22 protein-coding genes are annotated in these 26,409 nt (G+C 53.4%); 11 read left to right on the forward strand and 11 right to left on the reverse strand.

Annotation, left to right across the window (positions count from 1 at the left end):
• Window positions 1–23: 23 nt before the first annotated feature.
• The 9 genes from ACS5NO_RS30000 to ACS5NO_RS30040 form a co-directional block, all read right to left on the reverse strand.
• Complete coding sequence (locus ACS5NO_RS30000) at window positions 24–521, reverse strand: hypothetical protein (protein WP_439418546.1); 498 nt, start codon at window positions 519–521, stop codon at window positions 24–26.
• Between the two features lie 66 nt (window positions 522–587).
• The gene (locus ACS5NO_RS30005) at window positions 588–1,361 is read right to left on the reverse strand and encodes an SDR family oxidoreductase (protein ID WP_305036507.1); all 774 of its coding nucleotides are present in this window, start codon (window positions 1,359–1,361) and stop codon (window positions 588–590) included.
• Window positions 1,362–1,461: 100 nt separating this feature from the next.
• Complete coding sequence (locus ACS5NO_RS30010; RefSeq protein ID WP_439418547.1) at window positions 1,462–3,459, reverse strand: FAD-dependent oxidoreductase; 1,998 nt, start codon at window positions 3,457–3,459, stop codon at window positions 1,462–1,464.
• 124 nt (window positions 3,460–3,583) lie between these two features.
• The gene (locus ACS5NO_RS30015; protein ID WP_439418548.1) at window positions 3,584–5,344 is read right to left on the reverse strand and encodes an FAD-dependent oxidoreductase; all 1,761 of its coding nucleotides are present in this window, start codon (window positions 5,342–5,344) and stop codon (window positions 3,584–3,586) included.
• A 92-nt stretch (window positions 5,345–5,436) separates the two neighbouring features.
• Window positions 5,437–7,095 (reverse strand): RagB/SusD family nutrient uptake outer membrane protein, encoded by a 1,659-nt coding sequence (locus tag ACS5NO_RS30020; RefSeq protein ID WP_114407211.1) that lies wholly within the window; start codon window positions 7,093–7,095, stop codon window positions 5,437–5,439.
• Window positions 7,096–7,209: 114 nt separating this feature from the next.
• Complete coding sequence (locus tag ACS5NO_RS30025; RefSeq protein ID WP_150878893.1) at window positions 7,210–10,599, reverse strand: SusC/RagA family TonB-linked outer membrane protein; 3,390 nt, start codon at window positions 10,597–10,599, stop codon at window positions 7,210–7,212.
• Between the two features lie 30 nt (window positions 10,600–10,629).
• Window positions 10,630–11,625: a FecR family protein gene (locus ACS5NO_RS30030; protein WP_439418549.1), complete on the reverse strand. Its 996-nt coding sequence runs from the start codon at window positions 11,623–11,625 to the stop codon at window positions 10,630–10,632.
• A gap of 49 nt (window positions 11,626–11,674) precedes the next feature.
• Window positions 11,675–12,343 carry an RNA polymerase sigma-70 factor gene (locus ACS5NO_RS30035; RefSeq protein ID WP_439418550.1) on the reverse strand — a complete coding sequence of 223 codons (669 nt, stop codon included), beginning with the start codon at window positions 12,341–12,343 and terminating at the stop codon, window positions 11,675–11,677.
• Between the two features lie 149 nt (window positions 12,344–12,492).
• The gene (locus ACS5NO_RS30040) at window positions 12,493–12,801 is read right to left on the reverse strand and encodes a hypothetical protein (RefSeq protein ID WP_439418551.1); all 309 of its coding nucleotides are present in this window, start codon (window positions 12,799–12,801) and stop codon (window positions 12,493–12,495) included.
• A gap of 346 nt (window positions 12,802–13,147) precedes the next feature.
• On the opposite strand from ACS5NO_RS30040, the gene ACS5NO_RS30045 reads away from it, so the two are divergent.
• Window positions 13,148–13,735, forward strand: a complete 588-nt coding sequence (locus ACS5NO_RS30045; RefSeq protein WP_439418552.1) for a hypothetical protein — start codon at window positions 13,148–13,150, stop codon at window positions 13,733–13,735.
• Window positions 13,736–13,782: 47 nt separating this feature from the next.
• On the opposite strand, the gene ACS5NO_RS30050 is transcribed toward ACS5NO_RS30045, so the two are convergent.
• Window positions 13,783–15,324 carry an FG-GAP repeat domain-containing protein gene (locus ACS5NO_RS30050; protein WP_439418553.1) on the reverse strand — a complete coding sequence of 514 codons (1,542 nt, stop codon included), beginning with the start codon at window positions 15,322–15,324 and terminating at the stop codon, window positions 13,783–13,785.
• A 176-nt stretch (window positions 15,325–15,500) separates the two neighbouring features.
• Between ACS5NO_RS30050 and ACS5NO_RS30055 the strand changes: the two genes are divergently transcribed.
• Window positions 15,501–16,979 (forward strand): gluconokinase, encoded by a 1,479-nt coding sequence (locus tag ACS5NO_RS30055; protein ID WP_439418600.1) that lies wholly within the window; start codon window positions 15,501–15,503, stop codon window positions 16,977–16,979.
• 21 nt (window positions 16,980–17,000) lie between these two features.
• Here the strand turns inward: ACS5NO_RS30055 and ACS5NO_RS30060 are convergent, their stop codons facing one another.
• Window positions 17,001–17,555, reverse strand: coding sequence for an RNA polymerase sigma factor (locus ACS5NO_RS30060; protein ID WP_439418554.1), 555 nt, complete (start codon window positions 17,553–17,555; stop codon window positions 17,001–17,003).
• Between the two features lie 477 nt (window positions 17,556–18,032).
• On the opposite strand from ACS5NO_RS30060, the gene ACS5NO_RS30065 reads away from it, so the two are divergent.
• The 9 genes from ACS5NO_RS30065 to argH all read left to right on the forward strand — a co-directional run bounded on the left by ACS5NO_RS30065 (window position 18,033) and on the right by argH (window position 26,402).
• Entirely contained in the window at window positions 18,033–18,743 is a 711-nt protein-coding gene (locus ACS5NO_RS30065) for a LytR/AlgR family response regulator transcription factor (protein WP_439418555.1), read from the forward strand.
• Between the two features lie 46 nt (window positions 18,744–18,789).
• On the forward strand, window positions 18,790–19,674 hold the full coding sequence (locus ACS5NO_RS30070) for a trypsin-like peptidase domain-containing protein (protein ID WP_150878907.1): 885 nt from the start codon (window positions 18,790–18,792) through the stop codon (window positions 19,672–19,674).
• Window positions 19,664–20,785 carry a M20 family metallo-hydrolase gene (locus ACS5NO_RS30075; protein WP_439418556.1) on the forward strand — a complete coding sequence of 374 codons (1,122 nt, stop codon included), beginning with the start codon at window positions 19,664–19,666 and terminating at the stop codon, window positions 20,783–20,785. Before ACS5NO_RS30070 ends, ACS5NO_RS30075 begins: the two co-directional genes overlap by 11 nt.
• A gap of 3 nt (window positions 20,786–20,788) precedes the next feature.
• Entirely contained in the window at window positions 20,789–21,766 is a 978-nt protein-coding gene (locus ACS5NO_RS30080; RefSeq protein ID WP_439418557.1) for a type I phosphomannose isomerase catalytic subunit, read from the forward strand.
• A 113-nt stretch (window positions 21,767–21,879) separates the two neighbouring features.
• Window positions 21,880–22,323 carry a DMT family transporter gene (locus ACS5NO_RS30085; RefSeq protein WP_150878913.1) on the forward strand — a complete coding sequence of 148 codons (444 nt, stop codon included), beginning with the start codon at window positions 21,880–21,882 and terminating at the stop codon, window positions 22,321–22,323.
• A gap of 42 nt (window positions 22,324–22,365) precedes the next feature.
• Window positions 22,366–22,944: a PD-(D/E)XK nuclease family protein gene (locus tag ACS5NO_RS30090; RefSeq protein ID WP_439418558.1), complete on the forward strand. Its 579-nt coding sequence runs from the start codon at window positions 22,366–22,368 to the stop codon at window positions 22,942–22,944.
• Between the two features lie 113 nt (window positions 22,945–23,057).
• On the forward strand, window positions 23,058–23,696 hold the full coding sequence (locus ACS5NO_RS30095) for a 3-keto-disaccharide hydrolase (protein WP_439418559.1): 639 nt from the start codon (window positions 23,058–23,060) through the stop codon (window positions 23,694–23,696).
• A gap of 67 nt (window positions 23,697–23,763) precedes the next feature.
• Window positions 23,764–25,020 (forward strand): MFS transporter, encoded by a 1,257-nt coding sequence (locus ACS5NO_RS30100; RefSeq protein WP_439418560.1) that lies wholly within the window; start codon window positions 23,764–23,766, stop codon window positions 25,018–25,020.
• Window positions 25,021–25,052: 32 nt separating this feature from the next.
• The gene (gene argH, locus ACS5NO_RS30105; protein WP_439418561.1) at window positions 25,053–26,402 is read left to right on the forward strand and encodes an argininosuccinate lyase; all 1,350 of its coding nucleotides are present in this window, start codon (window positions 25,053–25,055) and stop codon (window positions 26,400–26,402) included.
• Window positions 26,403–26,409 lie beyond the last annotated feature (7 nt).

Genomic DNA, 26,409 nt, shown 5'->3' on the forward strand with positions numbered 1-26,409 from the left:
TTTCGCAAAGATTCAACTTTATTTTACGACTTATCTTTTTTCTCATCATCGTCTCCATCGCCATACCCCATATGGTGCGGGTCGTAGCTTTCCGACGGTTTATCGCCTTCTTCCAGGTAGGTAGCGCCTTTGCGGACAAACAGCGCTTCGTCCGACGGATTATCCGGTAACCCTTCGATGCTGCTTGGCAAACCGCTTTCAACGCTATCCGGCGCATGGGCCGCATCCCGCCGGTTTTCAGCAATCACCTTGGGATCTACATCCCATTCCTGTGTCGATCCGTGGCTGTCCGGGCGGGCTTCATGTTCAAAATTACCCCGGTTATCTTCCCGGTCGGCACTGATGTCGTGGGCAACTTCGCCCCCATCAGCCGACGGAACCACCATTTCGCCGGTTCCTACGCCCTCACTCGGTTTCCCGTAATCGGACGTTCCGTGTTGATACGGGTTTTTAGAATAATATGATTCGTCCCGGGCCTGCGGGTCGAAGGTTTCCTGATTTTCGTTTTCGTTCGTGTCCATCATGGTGAGGGTTGTTTCCTTCCATAACTGCGAAACGGATCCGAATGTTTACGGTTTTCGGTCAACCTATCGCCCCATCCACCCGCCGTCGACGGTCAGAATCGTTCCCTGCACGTAGTTGGAAGCCTGCGAGGCCAGATAAACGACGGCACCCTGCAAGTCATCGGCTTCGCCCCAGCGTCCGGCGGGAATGCGCGCCAGAATGGCCGGATTGCGGTCGGCATCGGCCCGGAGCGCGGCCGTGTTGTCGGTGGCGATGTAGCCCGGCGCAATGGCGTTGACGTTGATGCCTTTCGACGCCCATTCATTCGCCAGTGCTTTGGTCAGCGACCCAATGGCACCTTTGCTGGCCGCATAGCCCGGCACCGTCATTCCGCCCTGAAACGTCAGCAGAGAAGCCGTAAAAATGATTTTTCGGTTGTAGTCCACCTCCCGGGCCAGCATCTCGCGACCGATTTCCCGGCTGATGATGAACTGGGCATTGAGGTTGATGTCGATGATTTCGTCCCAGTATTCGTCCGGATGTTCGGCCGCTGGTTTTCGGCGAATGTTCCCGGCATTGTTAACCAGAATATCGATGGGCGGACACTCGTCGCGGACGGTTTCGAGAAACGTATACAGCGCGGAGCGATCCGTAAAATCGACCGGAAACGGATAAAACTTGCGGCCCAGTGCGGTTACGGCGGTTTCCACCTCGCTACCCGGTTCGAGCGTGGCCGACACCCCGATGATGTCGGCACCGGCTTCGGCCAGCGCAATGGCCATGGCTTTACCAATCCCGCGTTTGGCGCCGGTTACCAGCGCCGTTTTGCCCTGAAGGGAGAAAAGATCAAGAATCATGAAGGAATAAAATGAAGATTGCTAACCGTGTAAAGCTCCGATCAGGCTTTCCTCTACTGTCAACCAGCCACCAAATTGAAATTAAACGTACCCACGGATGTTAAAACGCCGGTACGAACAAAACCGCATCGGCCACCACCGGACCGTCGGTTTGCTTGACCGCAATTTCAACCGAGGCCGTTTTCCCTTTCGGCAGGTCGTATTCCCCAAGCGACACCCACTCGCCGGACGTTTGCCCAACCACCACAATATCAGCGGGTTTGATCGGAATAGACTTCTGGCTTTTTCCGTCCGAAACCGTTACCCCCAACTCGGAAGCACTTTTGGCCAGGCGCGGAAAATAGGTATAGATCCGGTATTTGCCCGCTTTGACAATGTTCGGCGTAAACCGTACCGACGCAGCTTCGGTGCCCTGTCCTTCGTGGATCAGATACGAAGGGCCATAACCGCCCTTGCTCTTGCTTTCCAACCGCCAGGGGCCGGTTGCCGTTGTCGACGCCTGGTCGTCATTATCGACCAGGATTTCGGGTGTACTTTTATCCGATAACGGATTCATTTTCAGTTCCTGCTGCAATTTAGCGACATCCACTTTCTGTACACTTGTTTTCGCATCAATCGCCATCGAAGCCGCCAGCGCGGTCGATTGGCCCAGCACCATAAAAACCGGCTCCATCCGAATCGACCCGTAGGCAATGTGCGACGCCGACAGGCAAACCGGCACCAGCAGATTCCGGCACTCGGTTTCTTTCGGAATGAGGGCGCGGTACGCAATCGGGTACGGCCCAAAACCACCCACCTCGACGTTACCCTCGTTCTTCGCCATTTTCTTGCCGTCTTTTTCGATCACAATCCGCTGAATGTTATGCGAATCCATCGTGTAAGCCGCCATGCCAACGCCATCGGTCACGACCTCTTTTCCCTGGCAATTGGCCTGCGTCATCACGTAGGCACCGACCATCCGACGCGCTTCCCGGACGTAGAGTTGCGGTGACCAGTTGCCGGTGTCGGTATACTCATCTTTGGGATACCCCCATTTCAGCATCTGCTGTTGAAGTTCCTGCGGAACCCGTGAATCGTGGCCGAAGAAATACAGTAATCCCTTGGTATACAGCTCGTGATCGCGAATAATCTGCGCCCGTTTCTCGTAGCTTCCGTCCGGATACTCGTAATTCATGCCAATCATATCCGTCGAAAAACCGTTCCGGTTGTTGATGTCGGTTTTCTTGTTGGGCATTCCGCTCCAGATGAAATAGTCGTTGAGCGTGCGCTTCTGCGGCTGGGCCTCAATTAGCCGGGCGAGCAGGTCAAACCGGGTGGAATCGTAGCCCACCGGGCGTGTAATGGGCACCTGATTGGCTGGATCGGACGACAGGCAAATGCGGTAATTATACGCCTGGACTTTATTGTCGCCGGTTCCATCCGGTTCCAGTTTCGCCGGACTAACGCCCCAGAGCAAGCCGGATTCCGGTTTGCCGGGGGTTTTGAACGGGTCGATGCCATCGGGAAGCTGGTGTCCTTTCATGAGTTGCACTCCACTGATGGTTTCGTTGTACTTTGAATTATCCTCCCGCCCAACGGTGTACGAAACCCCGGCTTTCGCCATCAAATCGCCCTCATACGAGCAGTCGATGAACATTTTGGCCCGAACGGTGCGTTTGGCAGCCGGTTTTCCTGAGTCTTCCAAAACGATTTCCTGAATGGTTCCGTTCGTCTTTTTCACGCTCGAAAGCCGGTGCGACAACAGCACATCGACCTGACCGCGCTTGACGTAGTCGTTGAAAAGATTTTCGGCCACGTGCGGTTCAAAAATCCACTGCTCGAATTTGCCATAGTGTTGTCCGATGCGCCGGTAATAATCGCGGGAGATGCCCGTGATGGCGTATTTATTGCCAATGTCGGTGAGGCCCAAGCCACCGGAGGTCATGCCGCCGAGGTGCTTGCCGGGTTCGATCAGCAACACGGTTTTTCCCAGTTTCCGGGCCGTGTAAGCCGCAATGACGCCCCCGGATGTGCCGCCGTAGACGCAGACATCCACCTGTTGCTGGGCAATGGCGGAGGTGATGAGAAGTAGATTGAGGCAAAGTAGTATGTATCGCATGTTTTTTGGATTATTATTTCGCGGAGTTGAGCGGAGTAAAAGAGAGTTAAGCGGAGAACTTACAAAAAACTCTGCTCAACTCCTTTTCCTCTGCTAAACTCCGCGATACAACTCTTTTTAAAACTCATTTTCCCTGCAAGGCCCCCAACTGATTGGCTTCGAAATTCGGGTCGGATGTTGAAAGTCCCTTCTCATACACCAGAATGGCCTTTTGCTGAAGCAGCGATTTCTGCAAGTCCGGCACCGACAGGTCATGCACCGACTGCGATTTCTGGACGCACAGGGCCGCAGCGGTTCCGGCGGCTTGCCCGAGGGCCATCCAGCACGGTTCCATCCGGAGCGTCGAAAAACCGATGTGCGTAGCCGAAGCCGGAACCGGCGCCAGCAGGTTTTCCAAAGGCGAATCCGGCACAATGACCCGGAACGGAACCGTATAGACCGCCGACGGATAACTGATAAAACCGTCCAGGTGAATTTTGCCCGCTTCCCGTTTCCGAACCGCGTGCGAGTCGAGGGCGTAGTGGCTGGCCGTGATGCTGTCGGCGTGGAGCGGAGGTCGTCCGCCCGGTTTGACCGGCTGTGCATCCTGGGCTTTGAAGATGTATTTCCCCTTCATCCGGCGGCCTTCCCGAACATACAACTGCCGGGGAAAATTTCCGTTGTCGGTGTATTCGTCTTTGGCCCAGCCCCATTCTGCGCACTCCTTCCGAAACCACTCGGGCAGTTCGGGGTCGTTCTGGGCGAAGTAAAAAAGTCCTTCGGTATATTCCCGCAGCCGTTGGGCAAAGCGGTCGCGCCACTCCCAGCCCGAGGTCGGATACGGCCAGTTTTCTTCCGGCAAATCGGTGGAAATAAAGGCGTGGTGCTGGTTATTCCCGTCATTTTTCCCGTTCGGCAGTTTGACCATATTCGTCAGCCAGGCGATGCCTTTCGGCATACCGGGAACGTCCGGCGACACGCCCGCTTTTGTCTTGCGCTGAATTTCAGCCTTCTGGGCATCCGTCAGTTTCGTCATGGCGACGCCGGTATACGTGCCGGTTTTGACGTCATTGATCAGCGAGGCATATTCTTCGCGGTTATAACGCGCCGGTTTCTGGATTTTGACCCGGATTTTCGGATCGTTGGTCACGCACAAACGGTAATTGTACGACTGCACGGCGTTGTCGCCCTGAAACGTCGAGCCTTCGCCTTCCGGTCCGGCCCAGTATTTATACACCCGACCGGCTCCCACTTCGTTGTATTCCGATTTGCCTTCCCGGCCCAGAAAAAAGGGTACTCCGGCAGCCGCAATCAAATCACCTTCGTAAGTCGCGTCGATAAAAAACCGCCCCTGATAGGTTTCCGTTTTTTTCGTCGTTCGGTTGATGACGCGAATGCCCCGAATCCGGTTTTTCTCAATCGTCAGATTTTCCGGTTCAAAATCGAACTGCCGCAGGGTCAACACCGTCGCATTCGGGCTGTCTTTCAAAAAGCCATCGAAGATTTTGGCGGCTACCGACGGCTCGAAATGGTAGCCATTGGCACAGTCGGTGGCCTGCTGCGAATCCGCGCCGTATTTTTCGACGTAATAGGCCTTGATGCGCTGCACAAACTCCAGGAATAACCCGCCCGTGGCTCCGCGGGTGGCGATGTCGGTGGCACCAAGTCCGTTGGCGGGCAAACCGCCAATGTAGGCCGTCCGCTCCAGAATCAATGATTTTTTGCCCATCCGGGAAGCCGAAACGGCGGCCATGATTCCGCCGGGCGTGGCCCCAACAATGATCAGATCATACTCAGTCTCCGCCAGCGCAGCGTTTGTGCTGGCGTAAAGTTCGGGGAGTCCGGCGGTGAGGGCTAAACCGCTCAGGCCGGATACTTTCAGAAAGTGACGTCGGGTTGCAGGCATTAGTTTTAGTTTCAGGTAGGTTTATTACTCCTAAATCTCCTTTAAGCTGCTCTAACAGGAATTTAGAGATGATCAGACATCCGTTTTATTATTTAATAACCAGCGTTTTGAGTCAGCACTTTATTCGTAACGGTTTCGATGTACGGAATCGGCCACAGGTAATCGCGATTCGGATTAAAAATCCGGAGTTCGACCACCCGCATGTCGGCTTTGTTAGGCACGTTGCTGTAATCCGGCGTTCCGTTGGCGTCGATCGCTGGGGCTGTCGCCAGCAACCCTTTCGGAATGCGGCCCAGGAAATTCCCGTTCATCAGCTTTTCAGCGATTTTCCAGCGACGGATGTCAAACAAACGAAAGCCTTCATTGGCCAATTCATACTTCCGTTCCTTGCGAATAATCGAGCGAAGTTCGGCCTGCGTTTTGCCCGTTTTGATGGCCGGCATGTTGACCCGCTGCCGCACGGCGTTAATGGCGTCGTAAACCGATTGGTCGATCTGGTTAGCTTCAATTTTAGCTTCCGCGTAAATCAGTAACACTTCGGCGTAGCGGATCAGGATGATGTTGAGTTCCGAATTGCTCCGGTCGTCTTTGTCCGTCAGGTCAGTGTATTTCCGCCAGCAGTAGCCGGTGTACGTCGCAAAGGCGTGAATGGCGTCCTGGTTGTCAACCCTTGCACCTGTGGCATAATTGATCGTTTTGACGCTGTCCTTGTGGGTTTCAAACTTGAAGTTGAAGTAGTTGGAACCCGGCACGGCCACCGTGAAGTCCAGGCGCGGGTCGCGGTTTTTAAACGGATCTTTCGGGTTATACAAGGGCGACTTATCGATCGACAAACCGTCCGTACATTCGTAGGAATCCACCAGCATTTGCCCCGGCACCTTGTTGGAAGCGCCCTGCGCGTTGCGCGACAGAAAATTCTGCGGGGTGCTGTGTGTCAACGTTCCTTTCAGGTATTGCAACGAGAACATAATTTCACTGGAATTCTGGCCTTTATACGAAAACAACTCTCCAAAATTTGGATGCAGTTTGTTGATATTCAAATCCATGACAGCTTTGGCAGCGGTGGCCGCAACGTCCCATTTCTCGTTGTATAAGGCTGTCCGGGCTTTGGTAGCCAGAGCCGCCTGCCGGGTGGCCCGACCGGTATTTCGGGCGTCATAACTGGTTGGCAACGCCTTGGCCGCTTCGTCCAGTTCATTCATCACGAAGGTGGCGCACTCGTCTTTGGTGCCTTTCGGAACCTGTGCATCGGCCAGCCCCAGCGTTTTGGTCACCAGCGGAACGCCACCAAACAATTCGATCAGATAACCGTATTGGTAAGCGCGGATGAAACGGGCTTCGGCCTGGTAGCGGGCATACAGCGTCGCATCCATTTTGCCGTCCAGCTTGTTCATGTTGTCCAGGATAAAATTACAGCGGCCAATGATCTTGTAGGACTCATTCCAGACCGAACGCACAAAACCGTTGTTGCTGTCGTGGCTTCCTTTGCCGATTTGCTGCATAGCACTGTTGTTCCGGTCCCAGTTGATATCGGTGCAAACATCCAGCAAAAGCTGGGTCGGCATCCCATCGCTGGGGTGAAAATTCATGCCTTTGTAACAGCCGTTGACGGCCAGCTCCAGTTCGCTGGCGTTAGCAAAATACGATTGGTCGGCGGGGCCTTCCAGCGGAAAGCGTTCCAGGTAATCCTCGCAGGAGGTGGTACTCAGGATCAGGCAGACGGACAAAAACCAGTAGTGTATCTTTTTCATTCGAGTGAGGTTCGTTAAAACATTGGTAACAAGTGTTTTTGCCCCCAACCCCCTAAAGGGGACTTTTAAAACTGGCAGAGCAAAGTCCCCTTTAGGGGGTTGGGGGCAAAGTTTTCAGAAGCTGACATCAAGTCCGAAGCTGACCATTTTGACCTGCGGGTAGCTTCGGCCCGAACCAACCGGCGATTCGACATCGTAGCCGTCCCAGAACTTGTCCCAGGTCAGCAGATTCTGGCCGTTGGCAAAAACCCGCACGTTGTTGATGCCCGCGCGCTGGGTCAGATTCGTCGGTAGCGTGTAGCCAATCTGAATATTTTTCAGACGCATATAAGCGGCATTCCGCATCCAGAAGCTGGAGTTCTTTTCGTTGTTGGCTTCGCTGAACGCCAGCCGGGGGAAAGTGGCATTGGGCGTTTCCGGCGTCCAGTGGTCTTTGTGTTGCTCCTGCACGGTTCCACCCAGAAAGAACGGCATGATGCCCTGCTCATTCAGGTAGCCGTCGGCTTTGCCAACGCCCTGAAGAACAATATTTAAGCTAAACCCTTTGTAATACGCGTTGAGCGTGCTGCCGTAGGTGAAGCGGGGAATGGTATTTCCAAAAACCACGTTATCGTCGTTGTTGATGAGCCCGTCGCCGTTCTGGTCCTTGTATTTGATATCCCCCGGTTTGATCACCCCAAATTGCTGGGCATGGGCGGCCACTTCGTCGGCCGTCTGGAAAAACCCTTCCGACTCCAGACCGAAGAGGGAATTGATGGGATAACCTTCCCGGTTGGCAGTCAAACCCGTCAGGTTGACACCCCGCATGTCGATCACCTTGTTTTTAACATCCGATATATTGAATCCGACATCGTAGCGAAAATTCCGGACGGCTCCTTTGTAATTTATGCCAAGTTCCCAGCCTTTGTTTTCCACCACACCGGCATTTTGTGAAGGCTTTCCTAAGCCGATGATGGCCGGAATATCCAGTTCCAACAGAATATCTTTGGTACGTTTCGAAAAATAATCAGCGGTGATCGACAGGTTGGAAAACAGCGTCATGTCCAGACCAATATCCGTCATTTCGGTCGTTTCCCAGGAAATATCCGCGTTCGCCAGCGTATTGAGCGCTACGACGTTGACAATCTGTTTATTGAACGTATAAGGGCCGAATTGCAGCGACGACATAAACGGATAGTTGCCAATAAGTTGGTTACCCAGTTGCCCCCACGAAGCCCTTAGTTTCAGTTCATTGACCACGTTGGAAACCGGCAGCATGAACGGTTCCTGTGAAATCCGCCAGCCGCCCGATACCGAAGGAAAAAAACCGTATTTACGCCCCGTCGCAAACCGGGAAGATCCGTCGTAGCGAGCATTGGCCTCCAGCAGATACTTCTGTTTGTAATCGTAGTTAACCCGTCCGAAAGCGGATTGCAACGCCCATTCCGACGCTCCTCCCGAAGCCCGCTGGATGTCCGAGGCTCCGGCGTTCAGCACCTGATAATCGGGCAGCAGAAAACCCTCCCGGTAAGCGGAGATGTTGTCATTGCGAAAATCTTCCCGGGAAAAACCGGCTAATACTTTCAATCCGTGATCACCGTACGCTTTGTCGAACGTCAACGTTCCGCGCAGGGTCGTATAGAGCGATCGGTTTTCTCCTTCTGTCAGCGTGCTTCGGGCCGGTGCCAGAAAGCTCAGCGCACCATTGGGTTTATACGCCTGAATGGCTTTGTTGAAGTTTTTATCGATCGACAGGGCATATTTCGGGGCATACGCGATTTCCGCCGTCAAATACGAGGTGGGTTTGTACACCAGGGCCGCATTCAGAAAAGCGTAGGGGCTGTTGTTCTTCCGGGTTCCTCCGTCGCGCGACATCGCAATCGGGTTGTCGCCGTTCCAGCCGTCGCCCCAGGTTCCGTTGGAATTGATGCCGATCTGATTGGCCGGAATCCGGTTCATCCAATGGAATACTTCCTCGGAACCCCTGCCCGGTTCGAGGGTCGTGGCTGCCACAAGTTGGAGATCGACCCGCGCGCTGAATTTTTTAGAAAGCTGAATATCAGCGTTGTTCCGGAGTGTGTAGCGTCTGAACGTCGAATTCTCGATGACGCCTTTCTGGTCAAAGTAGCCTACCGACGTCAGAAAGCGGATTTTATCACTCCCACCGTTGATGCTCACAAAGTGGCTCTGTTGCAGACCGGAACCCGTTAACACTTCTTTCTGCCAGTCCGTATCGGGATACAAATCGCGGTTGGAAGCGCCTTCCGTACGGTATTTCTGGATTAAATCATCGGAGTACAGCGGGGAACGGCCAACGTTCACATACGCTTCGTTGGTGAGCAGCATGTGGTCGATGGCGTTGGCCATTTTGGGCAAGTTCGTTGGTGTTTGCCAGCCGATGTAGTTGTTGTAGTTGACCGAAATCCGGTTTCCTTTGGCCCGTTTGGTGGTGATCAGAATCACGCCGTTGGCCGCCCGCGACCCGTAAATGGAGGACGAAGCCGCATCTTTCAAAACCGAAACCGTCTCGATCAGGTTGGGATCGATGCTGTTCATCGACCCTTCAATGCCGTCGATGAGCACGAGCGGGTCCGAATTTCCCAACGTTCCAACCCCGCGAATCCGGATGGAACCGCCGTCGGCACCCGGTCGGCCGGAGCGTTGCGTCACCGTTACGCCCGGCATCATGCCCTGCAAAGCGGCTGAGGTTTGGCCCACGGGGCGTCGCACCAGCTCCTCGTTCGAGATGGACGATACGGCCCCCGTCAGGTTCACTTTTTTCTGCGTGCCATAGCCCACCACGACTACTTCCGAGAGCGACTTCGTATCATTTTCCAGTTTAACGCCCACCGTGGAGCGGTTTCCGACGGTCACTTCCTGAGAGATGTAGCCGACAAAGCTAAAGACCAACACCGCCTTTTCATCGGGAACATTCACCTGGTAGAACCCTTTGCTGTCGGTGGTCGTACCGCGGGTCGTGCCTTTCAACACGACGCTAACGCCCGGCAATCCCGCCCCGGATTCGTCGATAACCGTGCCACTGATGCTGAGGTCGGCCACAACGGGCTGGTGGTTGGCAACGGGTTCGGTCGCATTGCCATCGGTGCGCTCGTCAACCGGCGTAGTAGCGGGCATTGAAGCTTCCGACTGCGTTTCCGGGGTCCGGTTCGACAAATCGTTTTTCGTTTTCCGCTCTTCGGTAATCACAAACGTGTCTTTCCGGATTTTTTTCACCCGCAAACCCGTATTTTTGAGCAAATTGTGCAGGTTTTTCTCGACAGAAACGTTCAGGTTGACCGGTTCGGAAGGCCCGTTTTTCCCGGCCATGATCCGGTCTTCAAACACAATTTCAACGCGGTAATGGCGCTGCAAATCGAGCAAAACGTTCTTGAGTTGCACTTGCGCGCTTCGTCCGGCGGAGCGTTGCAGGTGTTGGGCAGACGCCAGCGTCTGGCAAAAACCGGTAACCGGATAGCCGATCAATAGCACTGCTAACAGACCCAGGTGGTGTACAGTTTTCTTCATTTGATCTGAAATAAGAAGGAATAGGGATAATCAGTTGTTTTTTAACAGGAGGCCGGTGCCGGTTTTCTCGGTCTTGATTTCAAGGGTTTCGATCAGAACATCAAGCAGTTCGTCGGCATTGTCGGCGTGGTAATTCCCGGAAATGGTTCGTTGCGCCAGTGAGTCGTCAACGATTTCCACTTTCAGGCCAAATTTTTCGCGGAGCAGATAGCAAACTTCCCACACGGACGTTTCCTTGAAGGTCAGGCCGGTTTTGCTCCGGGCTTCAGCCGGTGGAACCGTCGGAAGCTGGCGCAGATGCAGATTGCCCTGCTGGCTGAGTGTCAGCAGATCGCCCGGTTTCATCGTCAGGTGGTGTTTGTCGGCTCCCCGGCTGTAATCAACCCGGATTTTACCCCGGCCCAGCGCCACGTTGGTGCTTTGTTTCCGGGCATAAACCGTGAATTCGGTCCCCAGCACTTCAATCTGAAACTGGTCGGACGTTTTGACCACAAACCGCTGGTGGTTAGGCTTGTGCGTCACCGAAAACCGGCCCTCGCCCGTCAAAAGTACCTCCCGGATGTTCGTGTAAAAGCCAAACCGGGGCACCTGCAAGGATGAATTGGATTTCAGCACCACGCCGGTTCCGTCTTCCAGCCGGAGGGTTTTCGTTTCCCCGTAGGTCGTATAATGTGTCTGATAAAACAGTTTATTCCGTAGTGGAATGAGCAGCGCCAGCAAAACCGTTGCTGCCACCAGATACGGTTTCCAGCCGCCCCAAAAGAACAGCGGTTTGCGAACGGGCATCGGTTCTTCGTCGGCTTCCGGCTTTTCGGTCTGATCCAGCCGCTGAACCATTTTTTCAAAAGCCGCTTCCTGATCCGGCACAAATTGCAGGGAGCGCATCTCCCATTCGAGCAGCCATTCGTGGAACGTCGGGGTATTGGCCGGATTTTTCAGCCATTCCTCCACGGTTTGACGCTCGATCGGGGTTGCCTGTCCGGCCAGATAGGTAAACAGGGTATGTTTCGATACCGAATGATTCATGTTTGTGGCATTTGAACGAGAGACTTGAAAAGCTACTTTTCCCCTTAGTTCAGCAGAAAAATAGATTGATGAGGCAGACGAGCACCGCCCATTCTTCCCGCAGGGTCTGGCGCAGGTGTTTGAGGGCTTTGGAGATATGCACCTCGACGGTTCGTGGGGAAATCTGCAATTCGGTGGCAATCTCTTCGTACTTTTTATTCTCGAACCGGCTCAGCAGAAACACCCGCCGACACTGCGCGGGCAACTGGCTGATGGCGTCGTTGACGGCCAGAAACAGGTTGTTGAAATGGACTTCCGAATCGGGCTGCGGCTGCTGGCCCGTCAGGTGGTTTTCGGTAGTAGCATCGATAGAGTCCGTTTTGCTAAACTCCTTGCGCAGGTGCGTATAGGCTTCATTCCGAACCGCCGTGAACAGGTAGCTGATGAAAGACGAGTGCACTTTCTGGTACGCTTCCGTGCGGTAGAACTGGTAGAAAACCTCACTCACCAGGTCTTCCGCCAGTTGCCGGGAATAGACGAACCGAACGGCATGGCTACAGAGCGGGGTATAATATTGCCGGAACAGCAGTTCAAACCCTTTCCGCGGCTCCTGTTCAAAGGCTTTCCGCAAAAAAAGCTCGGAATCATACACCGTGGTCACCGGCTTTTCTCCGGCGATAGAAGGCGTAGGGCGGTTTTCGGGCGATATCGAAGGGTTCAACAGGGTAAAGGTAGCCATTAGCGCAAGATCTCTAAAACGAATTAAAGACTTTATTGCACTATTTTACCCTTAGTGGTTTTTGAAAAAAGTTGACTTTTTTTTGACTGCGGGTCGAGACCGGGCGGCCGGCGCCGTTGCAATCAGCGCTCCTTCACCACAAATAGTTTTCAAATCACAATCACCTCCAGCAACCCTTGCTTCCCCACATAATTCCGGGCAGAACTATAGCGGTATTCCTCCGGATAATCAACAATACCAGCCCGTACCGGATTACCGTGCAAGCAGGTTAACTTCTGAACTAAAAACGGATCGGTAAACAGTTCTTTCGCTTCATTTGGATCTGACCTTCTTGCCGAAAAGGGGGATCCGTTGTCTAACCTGTCCGCCAATGCCTTTAAACCTTGAATAGGAATCAGTTGTTTGAACGGCTCACGAATGCCGTAGGCATGACCTTTTTGTAGCAGATGCCCGGACAAAAAGAAGACGAGTTCCGTAGGAAAGACCTATTCAGCCTATTGGATGCAATAACTAAATAAGTCGTTCCTACGGAACTGGCACCTGGCCCCTCATTCCCGTCTTCTACAAAATGATCATGCCTAACGGCATTGGCGAACCGTTTAGACAGGCGGATTGTAACAGGACCGCCCGTCGATTGCAACGGCGTCGCCCCCCCGGTCTCGACCAGCATCGTCTCAGCCAACGTACAATTCAGTTCCCTTTTTCAGCAATTCAATCACTGGTTCCGCCTTTTGAGTCACCCGGTTTTTGAATACTGCCACGCGCTTGCCTTGTTTTGTACCAAACAACAAAAACGACTGAACCATGAAAATGCGTTTTCTCGCGCTGCTGGCGCTGGTACTCCTTTCGGTTGCCTGTAAAAAAGGTGGCAATGAATCCGTTGATCCGACCGATCATTCATCCGGCGACGGAAGCGGCCAAAATCCGAATTCCGGTAATCCGCCCCCGGCAACCGGAAAAATACCGGCGGAGCTCGTCGGCAAATGGTCGTATGGAACGTTTTCGCCGACCAATTTCTGGGATTATAATGGCAAATACACCGGCAACGCCTATGAGCAGGCCCTGGTGTTCGAATTTCACGCCAATGGCACCTACGAAGAGTACGTCATCAACTCCACCACGAGCTACAATTGCCGGACGGAAGCCTACACATTTTTCAAAGGAACCGTCAAGGTTAACGAAGCAAACCGTTCGTTTGTGATTACGCCCACCAGCGGCAATTACCGGGGCTTTTACGGCTGTGCGCCCAAGAGCAACATCAACCGCGATGCAAGAAAGGAAGAATTGAAGCAGGAAACCATGAATTACCAGGTCGAAAGTGGCAAAACCGCCCTCAAACTCTCGGATGCTGAAAATCCGCAGGGCGTGCGACTGAAAGCCGTTACGTGGTGAGTTAACCGACATCAAAACAGATCGGCTGGATGGCTTTTTGAAGGCAATCAGTCGATCTGTTGCTTCGCTTTCGACTGATTTTCCAGCAGAATCACCCCGGCTTTCGACTGCCGCCAGCGGTCTAGCAACGTCTTCGGCGTGGGCGTCACCCGGAAGGCAAACGACCCCAGCAGAAGGTCTTCGTCGCCGTCTTGATCGACGTCGGCGGCATCCATCGTCAGCCACGCGCCCTGATCCGCATCGGGAAATGATTTCGGCCGAAACCGGTTATTCCCCCGGTTTTCCAGAAACACAAAGTTCTCCAGCCGTTTGCGCGACACATCTGGGAAGAACGCAATGGCGGCAACATCCAGATCACCGTCACCGTCGAAGTCGCGGGCGAGGGCTTTCGTGGCCCCGTGCAGGGGATAAAACCAGACCTGCCGGAATTTAAAATTGCCGTCGTTGCGGAACAGCCGGACGCCGTGATACCGCTTCAGCGTGTTGGAATAATCCGCATTATCGCCGTTGGTATACAACAGATCCATGTCGCCATCCTTATCAAAATCAACCACATCCAAATAACTGGACCCGAATACCGGCGGAAAACGCAGCACAGTTTTCTTCCAGAACCGCCCCCCGCCTTCGTTGTTGAAAATCGCAACCTGCTCGTCGCTTTGCGACAGTAAAACGACAATGTCCGCCTTGCCATCGCCGTTCATGTCGGTCACCACGGTTCGGATTGCGCCCGGCACCGGTTCCAGAACGTGTTCAGTGTAGGTCGACCCGGTATTTTCAAACCAGGTCAGTTGTCCGGTATAAAACCCGAACTGACTCACGAGAATATCTTCTTTTCCGTCGCCGTTCAGATCGGCATACGTGGCATCGACTGGGCGTTGCAGCCGTTTCAACAAGACAGTCCGATCAATCTTTTGCATCGCCGGATTTCGGTCGATGTGCAGCAGTTCGCCATTCAGGAGGTCGTTGGGGTCCATCGTTCCCATCGCCAGCACATCGAGGCTACCGTCAGGACGGGTCCGCAGGCTGGAAGGGGGCGAAAACGTCACCACCGAATCGACCTTTTGCAGGCCATTATCCAGAAAATACAGCCTTCCGCGCCGACTCCCCACCGCGATCCGCTGACTCGCCGGCTGATAGGCCAGTAAGGTCACCAGGTTGTCGACGGGCTGGGCAGGTTTGCGGATTTTGAAAAGCGGCAAATCGTATGAAATCGCGGGGCGGGGGGCTTGTGGCAACGGTTTTTCCGGCGCGTTTTTTACGTAATAGTCGGTGATTTTCTGCCAATCGTCGGGATGCACCATCGGCGCGTTGGCAAAGGCTGTCGATTGTAGCACCCGCTGAATTTCGTCCGGGTCGCTCAACTGCCGAAACGGCGAGAGGGAATCGGCCGAAAAGCCCATCCGAAGCGCCATTTGCGGCAACACTTTCCGCTTCCAGATGTCTTTTTCCAGCAATTCCGGCGACGGAAACGCGTGGCAACCTGCGCAATACTGCCGGGCCAGTTCCTCTCCGCTTAAGCCTGACGGTTCGGTTGGCGTGGTCGACTTAGGGCTTTGATTACACGCCACTACCCAAAAAACAAAAAACAAAAAGACGAAAAACGAAATTGATCTATTGAAAGACATCGTATGATAAAAAACAGAACAAACTTATCACAAAACCGCCTGTTTTTCAACTGGTGGCCGACTGTCGTTTGACCTTTTCCGAAATCGCTATTACTTTTTCCCATTTCTTTGCACCGCATTAGCCGCCCTTTACTTCTATGATGAATTGCATTCTCGGCGTCGACATCGGCACGACTAACGTTAAGGCCCTCGCTTTTCAGCCGGAAACCGGCGATATTGTTGCCCACGCTTCCGCCCCCCTGACAACGCTCCACCCCCAACCCGGTTATGCGGAACAGAACCCGGAGGAAGTCTGGACGAACCTGGTCGATGTGCTGGACGAGGTTTGCCGGGAAGTGAAGCAACAGAACGGACGCATCGAAGCCGTTGGATTCAGTTCGGCCATGCACAGCAGCATGGGGGTCGACGACGCCGGAAAACCGCTCACCAACGCCATTTTGTGGTCTGATAACCGGGCCGAAAAACAGGCAGCTTCCCTTCGGCAAGACCAGGCCGCTCTCGGCAAAGACATTTATGAGCGAACCGGCACGCCCCTGCACCCGATGATTCCGCTCTGCAAACTGGCCTGGTTTCGCGAACACAATCTGCGGCTGCTGCGCCGGGCCACGGGCTGGATTTCGATCAAGGAATACATCTGGTATAAGCTGACGGGGACGTACCAGATTGATTATTCGATTGCCACCGCTACCGGTTTATTCGACAGCCATCGGAAAGAATGGTATGCGCCCGCGCTCGAATTTGCCGGGATCCGGATCGAGCAGTTGTCGGAACCGGTGCCTACCACCTACGCTGGCAAGCTCACGAACTCCGCGCTACCCGGCTCCGTTACCGACGGGCTAGCAGAAGCGGCCCTATACATCGGGGCGTCGGACGGATGTCTGGCAAATCTGGGAGCCGGAGCCATTGAATCCGGGATCACTACCATCACCATTGGCACGAGTGGAGCCATCCGCCGGACGGTTCAACGGCCACTGCGCGATGAAAAAGGACGCTTGTTCAGTTATATCCTGAATGTCAGCGATCCGACGGATAAAAATTACTACGTGGTCGGCGGCCCAACCAATAACGGGGCGAATGTCCTGCAATGGGTCTCCGAAAAGCTGACACAATCCGAAACCACCGACGTTCTGGCCGAAGCGGCCACCGTGGAAGCAGGTTCCGACGATCTGCTGTTTTTGCCTTATTTGCAGGGTGAGCGCGCTCCGCTTTGGGACGCGGGCGTGCGGGGCTCCTACCTGAATGTCGACTGGCACCACGGACGGGCGCACTTTGTGCGGGCCGCGCTGGAAGGCGTGTTGTTCAACTTGCTCCGCATCGAGCGCATTTTGTCGCGGCACACCGGGCCCACACGAGTGATTCACGCCAACGGCGGTTTTGCCCAGTCCGCGTTCTGGGTGCAGATGATGGCCGATATTTTTGGCGTTCCGGTTCGGCTCAACGAGAGCAACGAAAGTGGTGCCATTGGCGCTATCCTGCTGACGATGAAGGCCACCGGGCGGGTTTCGTCGCTGGCCGAAGCCACCCGCCATGTCGGTTTCGGCCAGACATTCGAGCCGGATGCCGAACGTCACCGGCGGTATCAGGCGGTATACAAGCGGTTTGAACAAGCCTTGCCTTAAAACCGCCCGGTAGCTCCCCAATCAGTCCATCATAAATTGCTTTTGGTACGCATCGACTACCTGTTCACGCGTTCGTTTCAACCGCATTTTGACGGCGCTGTGGTTAATATTGTACTGCCGGGCAATTTCGGTTACGTCAACGTTATCCACGTATTTGAGGTGTAGCAACGCCATACGGTCCGGCGAAATTTTTTCCATCACCACCGCCATTTGGCTCAGCATGGCATGGGCCGTATCACTGCCTTCCGAATCGGGGATGTTGTCGATATCGACTTCGTCCATGGCCACCACCACCATGCGGTTTGCCACCCGGCTTTTTTGACGGCAATAATTTTGTGAAATGGAAAACAGCCAGGTCGAAAAAGCGGAACGCCCCTGAAACTGATCGATCTTGATGAAAACCTGAAGAAAAATGTCGTGCGTATAATCTTCCGCCTTGACCGGATCGCGGGTAAATGTCAGACAACTACCATACACTTTATGTACATAGCGTTTGTACAAAGTCTCCAAACAATCCGCCCGGCGGGTGTTCAGATACGAACCGATGAGTTCTTCGTCTTTCAATACACGTTTCATAAGACAGAGAAATTAATATTCAATAATGAACTGTTACGTTTAGGTCCGACAGAAACAGGTCTTCCCAAACCGGCAACTCCGGAAATGGCGTTGATTTTTGAGTCTAAAATCAACAGTGATGTTACTGATTTTACATGATTGTTAAATACAATTACCCCGCCAGCCGGGCTTTGTGGCGGGGATAACACCATGAACGTATAGATTAACGTTACAAACCGAATCTTGTAGAGTATAAATACTTATATTTGGGCTTATCAACTTGCTGTAAAGGCTTTTTGACCCATCTATTGAGTATCTACGTCACTAAATAGTGGTCGAATAGGACTTTTTAGGGCATGAATATTCCTCTAAGTACAATGAGTGTAACATCTCTGTTAATATCCAATAGGTTGTTTGCTCAAAAAACTTGTTTACTTATATTTACTATCTTTTCGTCACTCAGTAACACCAGTCCTCTACTCACCATAGCTCAGTTCCATGAAATATCGTCAATGTCTGATTGTAGACGACTCCGATTCGGCGGTAGCCATCCTGCAGGAGTACCTGGCACGACTCCCCTTTTTTATGCCTCCTCAGGTCAGCGGAACCGTACGGGATGCAACAAGTCTGCTACAGCAGCAGCATTTTGACCTTATCTTGCTGGATATCAGCCTTCCAGACCAAACAGGACTGGATTTGTTACGCTCGTTTTCCAAACCCTTAACGGTGATTGTTACCACTGCCAACCCCGATTTCGCCGTTGAAAGCTATGATCTCGATGTAGCCGATTACCTGCTCAAACCCTTTTCATTCAACCGGTTTATCCGGGCCGTTAACCGCGCCCTGGGGGTTCAACTGGCTCAAAACAGCCTGACCGAAGATCGTTTCATTTTTTTAAAAGTGGGCCACGCCATGCAGCGCTTCGATTACGACGCCATTGAGTACATACAGGCTTTTGGCACGTACTGCAAGGTGGTTATCAACCAAAAAGTGGTGGTGGTGAATGAAATAATTTCCAATCTGGAAAATCTGCTTCCCCGGCATAAATTTCTCCGGATTCACAAATCCTACTTATTGAATTTATCCAAAATCAACAGCTATAATTATCGGACAATCTTTGTGGGTACGGCCAAGATTCCGCTGGGTGCTTCCTACCGGGATAAGTTCGAAGGATTCCTGAATCTGCTCGATAAAAAATCAGAACCGTAAAATCAGCGGATTTGCTAACTTGCGCGACCGTTTTACCTCCCAATTTATGTTTGTTGAAGCCATTGAGCGGGTCGACCCTTTTGTACGTCCTATTTTATCGATTGTCCGGCGGTATGGCAGCAGCGAAGTGATTCCGGCCTGTTCGACCATGTTTTTCGTCAATGAGCAGGCCTGCGCCGTCACCTGCAAGCATGTGGCCGAACAGCTGATTAGTTCGGATACGATCCACCAAAATTACATCCAGTTTCAGGGCGAGCGCCGTTCCATTCCGCGGGACAAAAACCAGACCCGGCGGCAGGAAGACCTGGAAAATAAATACAACCTGCGCCGGGAAAGCATCATCCGGATCAAGAACCAGTTTGTTAACTCGGTCGATCAGTTTTCGGAAATCACCTACCACCTCCACCCCACGCAGGATCTGGCCGTTATTCAGTTTAAAGGATACAGCCAGATTAAGTACAACGCCTGTGCGGTTTTTCTGCGCGATAGCAGCAAAATCAAGCAGGGCCGGAGCCTGTGCCGCCTGGGGTATCCCTTCCCCGAATTCACCAACTACCGCTTCAACCCGGATCTCGACGACATCGAATGGACTGCCGATGGACGCAGCAACACCCCGCGTTTTCCCATCGACGGCATCGTGACCCGGCTGCGGGCCGAAAACGGCGAAATCGTCGGCGTTGAGATGAGCACACCCGGTTTGCGGGGACAAAGCGGTGGCCCGCTTTTCGATACCAGCGGGATTATTTATGGCATGCAAAGCTCGACGCGCCACCTCCACCTCGGTTTCGACATCGAAGACCGGGATGTGATTGTCAACGGCCGCCAGACCCGCGTGTCCAATTACCCGTTTCTGAACGTTGGCCAGTGCGTCCACGTTGACATCATCAAGAAGTTCCTGCGAGATTTGAGAATTAAATATTATGAAGAATAACGCCCCCAAAGACCGGTCTGTAGGCACAAAAACGAAACCACTCACGGCCTATTCGCTGGAGACGCAAACGGAAGCCGCCATCGACCTCTTGAAGCGGCTCATTGCAACCCCTTCGCTTAGCCGGGAGGAAGACCGTACGGCGGCTCTCATCGAGCAGTTTTTCCGCCAGCGCAGCATTCCTTACAAGCGGACCAAAAACAACGTCTGGACCCACAACCGGTTTTTCGATCCCGCCAAACCCACGTTGTTGCTCAATTCACACCACGATACCGTCAAACCGAATGCGTCGTGGACCCTCGATCCCTTTCAGCCCATCGAACGCGAAGGCAAACTCTACGGTTTGGGCAGCAACGACGCCGGGGGCTGTCTGGTGTCGCTCATCGCCACCTTTTGCCATTTTTACGACAAAAAAGACCTGGCCTATAACATCGTGATGGCGGCCACGGCCGAAGAGGAAATATCCGGTCGTGAAGGGCTGGAGATGATTCTGCCCGAATTGCCGCCCATCGATTTTGCCATTGTGGGCGAACCCACGCAAATGCACCTCGCCATTGCTGAAAAAGGGCTGCTGGTGCTGGACTGCACGGCCAAAGGCAAATCTGGCCATGCTGCCCGCGACGAAGGCGACAACGCCATTTATTACGCCATTAAAGACATCGCGTGGCTGACCAGTAATCCGTTTCCGAAAGTGTCGCCGACGCTGGGGCCGGTCAAATTGTCGGTGACGATCATCAACGCGGGCTCGCAGCACAACGTCGTTCCCGACACCTGCACGTTTACGGTCGATGTCCGCGCTACGGAACAGTACACGCTGGAAGAAATCATCGAGACGATTCGCCAGAACATCCGCTCGACGGTTCAGCCGCGTTCAATTCGACTCAAACCGTCGAGCATTCCGCTGGATCACCCGATTGTGCAGGCCGGTATGGCCCTGAAACGCGAAACCTACGGTTCGCCAACCACTTCCGACCAGGCCCTGCTCGATTGCCCGTCGCTGAAATGCGGTCCCGGCCACTCCGAGCGGTCGCACACCGCCGACGAATTTATTTATTTGCGGGAAATTGAACAGGGAATTGAGTTATATATCCGAATGTTAGAACAAATCCTGTAAATCATGTTGCACCCACTCACGTTTGAAACGATTTTCAAAGACAAAATCTGGGGCGGCCAGAAGATCAAAACCGTTCTGGGCAAAGACTTTTCGCCCCTGCCCAACTGCGGAGAAACCTGGGAAATTTCCGGCGTTACGGGCAACATCTCCGTGGTGGCCGAAGGACCGCTGAAAGGCCAAAGTTTGCAGGACTTACTGGAACATTACAAAGACGAACTGGTTGGCAAACACGTTTACGAGCGGTTTGGTAACGAATTTCCGCTGCTGGTTAAATTCATCGACGCCAACGACGACCTCTCGATTCAGGTCCATCCGAACGACGAACTCGCCAAAAAACGGCACAACAGTTTTGGAAAAACCGAGATGTGGTACATCCTCGCAGCCGACGAAGGAGCCACGCTGAACTCCGGTTTTAACCGGGAAGTGACCAAAGACGAGTACGTAAAAGCCGTCGCGGATAACACCCTGATGGACATTCTAAACATCGAGCCGGTCAGTGCCGGAGATGTCTTCTTTTTGCCCGCCGGTCGGGTTCACTACATCGGAAAAGGCATTCTGCTGGCCGAAATCCAGCAAACCTCCGACATCACCTACCGGATTTACGATTTCGACCGCACCGACGACAAAGGGCAGAAACGCGAACTCCACACGGAGCTGGCCGTCGATGCCATCGATTACACGCATTACGATCAGTATAAAACGCCGTATGATTCCCAGCCAAATCAGAGCGTCAATGCCGTCACCAGCGACTATTTCGTCACCAATGTGCTGAAATTCGATCAGGAAGTGTTGCATGACTATACGCATCTGGATTCATTCGTCATCCTGGTGTGCGTCGACGGTTCGCTGACGGTCGAAACCGGCGATGGTTACCGCATCCCGCTGAAAACGGGCCAATGTGCGCTGCTGCCCGCTTCAACCACGCAGGTAACGCTGGTGCCGAACGGCAACATGACGGTTCTGGAATCCTACGTTCCTTAAAGGAGTTAAGAGTTATGAGTTAAGAATGAAGAGTTGGCTGACGCAAGCAGAAAAGTAAGGCGTCAGCCAACTCTTCATTCTTAACTCATAACTCTTAACTTATAACTCTTTTTATGAACTTCATCTACTTCATTTTTGCCTTTCTGGTTGGAACGGCTACGAGCATTCAATCGGGCGTAAACTCCCAGTTGCGGCAGAGCATTGCCCATCCGGTTCTGGCTGCTCTCATTTCGTTTGGCTCCGGTTTTGTGGTGCTGGCGTTGATGTGCCTGGCGTTCCGGACGCCCATACCGGCTCTCGAAACGATGCGGGGCATCAGTTGGTGGAAATGGACGGGCGGACTGCTGGGAGCGATTTATGTAACAACCGTCATCATAACCGTTCCGCGGATTGGGGCGGGAAACCTGCTCAGTCTGAGCGTAGCCGGTCAATTGCTGGCGGCCGTTGTGCTGGATCATTACGGCCTGCTCGGGTTTAAAGAACACGGGCTGACGCTCTGGCGACTGGTAGGCGTTCTGCTGATCGTGCTGGGGGTTGTGCTGGTGGTAAAGAATTGAGGAAAAACGAACAATTCGGGATCGAATCCGTGTTCAGTAGGCATGGTCAAATACCGTTTTTATCCGACGCTGCTCAACACCTTTTCCCGGTATCTTTCCGGGGGTAATTTCACGATGCAGCAGTTGCTCGATACCATCAACCGGGTTCCGGCCCCAACAACGGTGGCGCAGGAGCGCGGCAGCCGGTTTGAAGATGCCGTGATCAAGGGTGAAGACGAAGAGCGGTTTAACGCCGACATTCTGGAAAAATTCCGCCGGCACTTGCCCCGCCCCATCATCGAAACCCAGGTCTATTGCCAGTACGAGATCGACGATGTGCTGTTTTACGGCTACGTCGATCTGATCGGAAAATACAAAGCCGTCGATATCAAAACCACGGCGTCCTATCAACATCCCCGATTCACTTTCAACCACCAGAATCTGTATCTCCACGCGCTGAAAAAACGCGGCATCCGGCTGATGGAATACCTGATCACGGATTTTAAGGAGGTGTACGTCGAGAGTTATTCCCTCACGCATCCGATTGATAAACAGCTCGAAGAAATCCGGCTTTTCAAGCAGTTTCTGGAAGAACACCGGGAGTTAATCTCCGATCCGAAGATTTTTGTGAATCCGGAGTGAGTAGAAAGGGTTGTTTCGCAGAGTTTATCAGAGAAAATCAGAGGTAAGCGGAGAAATCTCTGATAAACTCCTTTTTTCTCTGATAAACTCTGCGAAACAACTTTTGAATTTCCATGAAAAAACTCATCATCGCCATTTCTTTCACCCTCACTTTCTGCGCCTTCCAGAAAGAAAAATGGGTTAAACTCTTCAACGGGAAAGACTTCACCGGCTGGACCATTCGCGGGGAACAGGTCAAGAATGATTACCGCATCGAGAACGACGAAATCGTCGGAATTTCGAAACCCAATTCCCAGAACACCTTCCTTTGTACGAATAAAAATTACGACGATTTCATTCTGGAACTGGAAGTGAAGGTCGATACGGGCATGAATTCTGGCATTCAGTTTCGCAGTGAAAGCCGCCCGGATTTCAAAAATGGCCGCGTTCACGGCTACCAGGCCGAAATCGATCCGGCGGCCCGCGCCTGGAGTGGCGGTTTATACGACGAAGCCCGGCGCGGCTGGCTGGTGGATCTGAAAAACAACCCCGAAGGTCGGCAGGCTTTCAAAAAATTCGACTGGAACAAATACCGGATCGAAGCCATTGGCAAAACCGTCAAGATCTATCTGAATGGCGTCAAAACCACCGACTACACCGATACGCTGGCGACGAAAGGGTTTATTGCCCTCCAGGTTCACGGTACCAAAGTGCAACGGCCCATGGAAGTCCGCTGGCGCAACATCCGCTTGCAGGAACTAGAGAAGAAATAACGGCAAACTGCGTCCATACCCGAAATCCTTCTTTTTTATTCCCCGCTAACCGGTGACCTTTGCGGCTATGATTGGCCGCAGTTTACGTCTGTATCGGGATGCGTACCGGGGTTTGCCCGCGCCCGTGTGGCTGTTGGGGGGCGTGATGCTCATCAACCGCAGCGGCACCATGGTGCTGCCGTATCTGACGCTGTATCTGACGCAACACCTCCATTACAGCGTGACGGAAGCGGGCCTGGTGATGGCCGTTTACGGGGCGGGGGCGCTGGTCGGGACGTTCCTGGGCGGGCGGCTCTCCGACCAGTTCGGTTTCTATCCGGTTCAGTTTCTGAGTCTTCTGGTTTCGGGCTTCTTCCTGATTTTCCTGCAATTCGCGCAGGATTTCTACACCATGTGTGGGGTGGTTTTCATCTACACGCTGCTGGGGGATGCCTTTCGTCCGGCGGTTTCGTCGGCAGTGGCCTATTACAGCGTTCCCGAAAACCGCACCCGCGCCTATTCGCTCAACCGGCTGGCGATCAACCTAGGCTGGTCGCTCGGGGGCGGTTTGGGCGGCTATCTGGCCGGAATCGACTACCGGCTTCTGTTCTGGGTCGATGGCCTCACCTGCATCGTGGCCGCGATCGTGCTGCGGGCGTACCTGCCCGTTCCCGTCCGGCCTGGTCCAACGGTTGACAAAACCGACGCACCTGCAGCAGGCATCCGATCAGCCTACCGTGACCGGTTGTTTCTGATTTTTGTCGGGGCTACGATTCTTTTTGCGATCGGCTTCTGGCAGTTGTTCGGCATGATTCCGCTCTATTTCAAACAGGTGCTGCACCTGAAAGAAAGCCAGATCGGGCTGCTGATGACAATGAACGGCCTGATGATCGTCTTCATCGAAATGGCGCTGGTTTATGCGGTAGAAAAGCGGTATGCCCACCTGAAAGTCGGCATCATTGGGTTTGGCGCGTTGCTGGTCGGCTTGTCATACCTGCTTCTCAATACCGGCTTGTGGCCGGTTTTAGCCATTGTTGCGGTTTTTATCAACACCTTTGGGGAAATGCTGGCGATGCCGTTCATGCAGGCGTTTACGGTGGAACGGGCCAATCCGCAAAACCGTGGGCAATACCTGGCGTTGTATTCGATGGCCTATGCCGTCGCCCAGATTACGGCACCCGCTTTCGGGTCGCAGATTGTCGCCTGGGCGGGTTTTCCGACGCTTTGGGTGGTGGTGATGGGATTTTGCCTGGCCTCGGCCTTCGTATTCTGGTGGATAGCCGCTCAGGTGAAGAAAACCGCTCTTTTAACAAATTTACTAAATAGTCCGGGAAGAACCGCTTAATTTTGCGGCTTTCCAACTGACTCCTTACGCGCTTGAAACTCTGGCAAAAAGCAACGACCGACCCTCATTCCAACGCAGCATCTGAAAAAATCGAACGGTTTACGGTTGGACGCGACCGCGAGATGGATCTGTACCTCGCTCCTTTCGACGTTCTCGGCAACCTCTCTCATGCCACCATGCTCGAAACCATCGGCCTTTTGTCGAGTGATGAGTTAAGAGTATTGAGTGAAGAGTTAAAATATATACATCGCCAAATAGAAGCTGGCGAGTTTGTGATTGAGGACGGTGTGGAAGATGTTCACTCGCAGGTGGAACTGATGCTGACCCGCAAACTGGGCGATGTGGGCAAGAAAATTCACAGCGGACGGTCGCGCAACGACCAGGTGCTGGTCGACCTCAAACTGTTTACCCGCGACCGGCTCTGGAAAGTGACCGAAGCCGTTCGGCAGGTGTTCGACCGGCTGATTGCCCGTTCGGAGCAACACAAGGCCGATTTGCTGCCGGGTTACACGCACTTGCAGATTGCCATGCCGTCGTCGTTCGGACTGTGGTTTGGTGCCTACGCCGAAGCCCTGGCCGATGATATATTGCTGCTCCAAGCCGCCTACCGGTTTGCCAACCGAAATCCGCTCGGTTCTGGTGCGGGCTACGGCTCCTCGTTTCCGCTCAACCGCACGTTAACCACTGAATTGCTGGGCTTTGAAGGCATGCACGTCAACGTCGTGTATGCGCAGATGAGTCGCGGAAAAACCGAACAAACCGCCCTGACGGCCTTGGCTGCCGTGGCCGCTACGCTCTCGCGGATGGCGATGGACATTTGCCTCTATAACAGCCAGAACTTCGGTTTCTTAACGCTGCCCGACGCCCTGACGACCGGTTCGAGCATTATGCCGCACAAGAAGAACCCCGACGTGGCCGAACTCCTCCGCGCCAAAACCAACCGCCTGAAAGCCCTGCCGATGGAGGTGACGCTGGTGATGAGCAACCTACCGTCGGGCTACCACCGCGACATGCAGATTTTGAAGGAAATCCTGATGCCGGCTTTTGAAGAAATCCTGGATTGTCTGGAAATCACGGATTTCATGCTCGAAAACATTCAGGTGAAACCCAATTTGATGGACGATCCGAAATACGATCTGATGTTCAGCGTCGAGCGGGTCAACGCGCTGGTGCTGGAAGGCGTTCCGTTTCGGGAAGCGTATCTGATGGTCAAAACCGAAGTGGAAGAAGGGACTTATAAAGCGTCACGCGAACTGCACCACACGCACGAAGGCAGCCTTGGCAATCTGGGAAACGACCAGATTGTGAAGCACATGGATGCAAACATGCAGGGATTTGGCGCGGAAAATGTGGCCGAAGCCGTGGAACGACTTCTGGCATAAGCGCTTT

It is taken from the genome of Larkinella fluvii (assembly GCF_051857545.1).
Lineage (GTDB): Bacteria > Bacteroidota > Bacteroidia > Cytophagales > Spirosomataceae > Larkinella.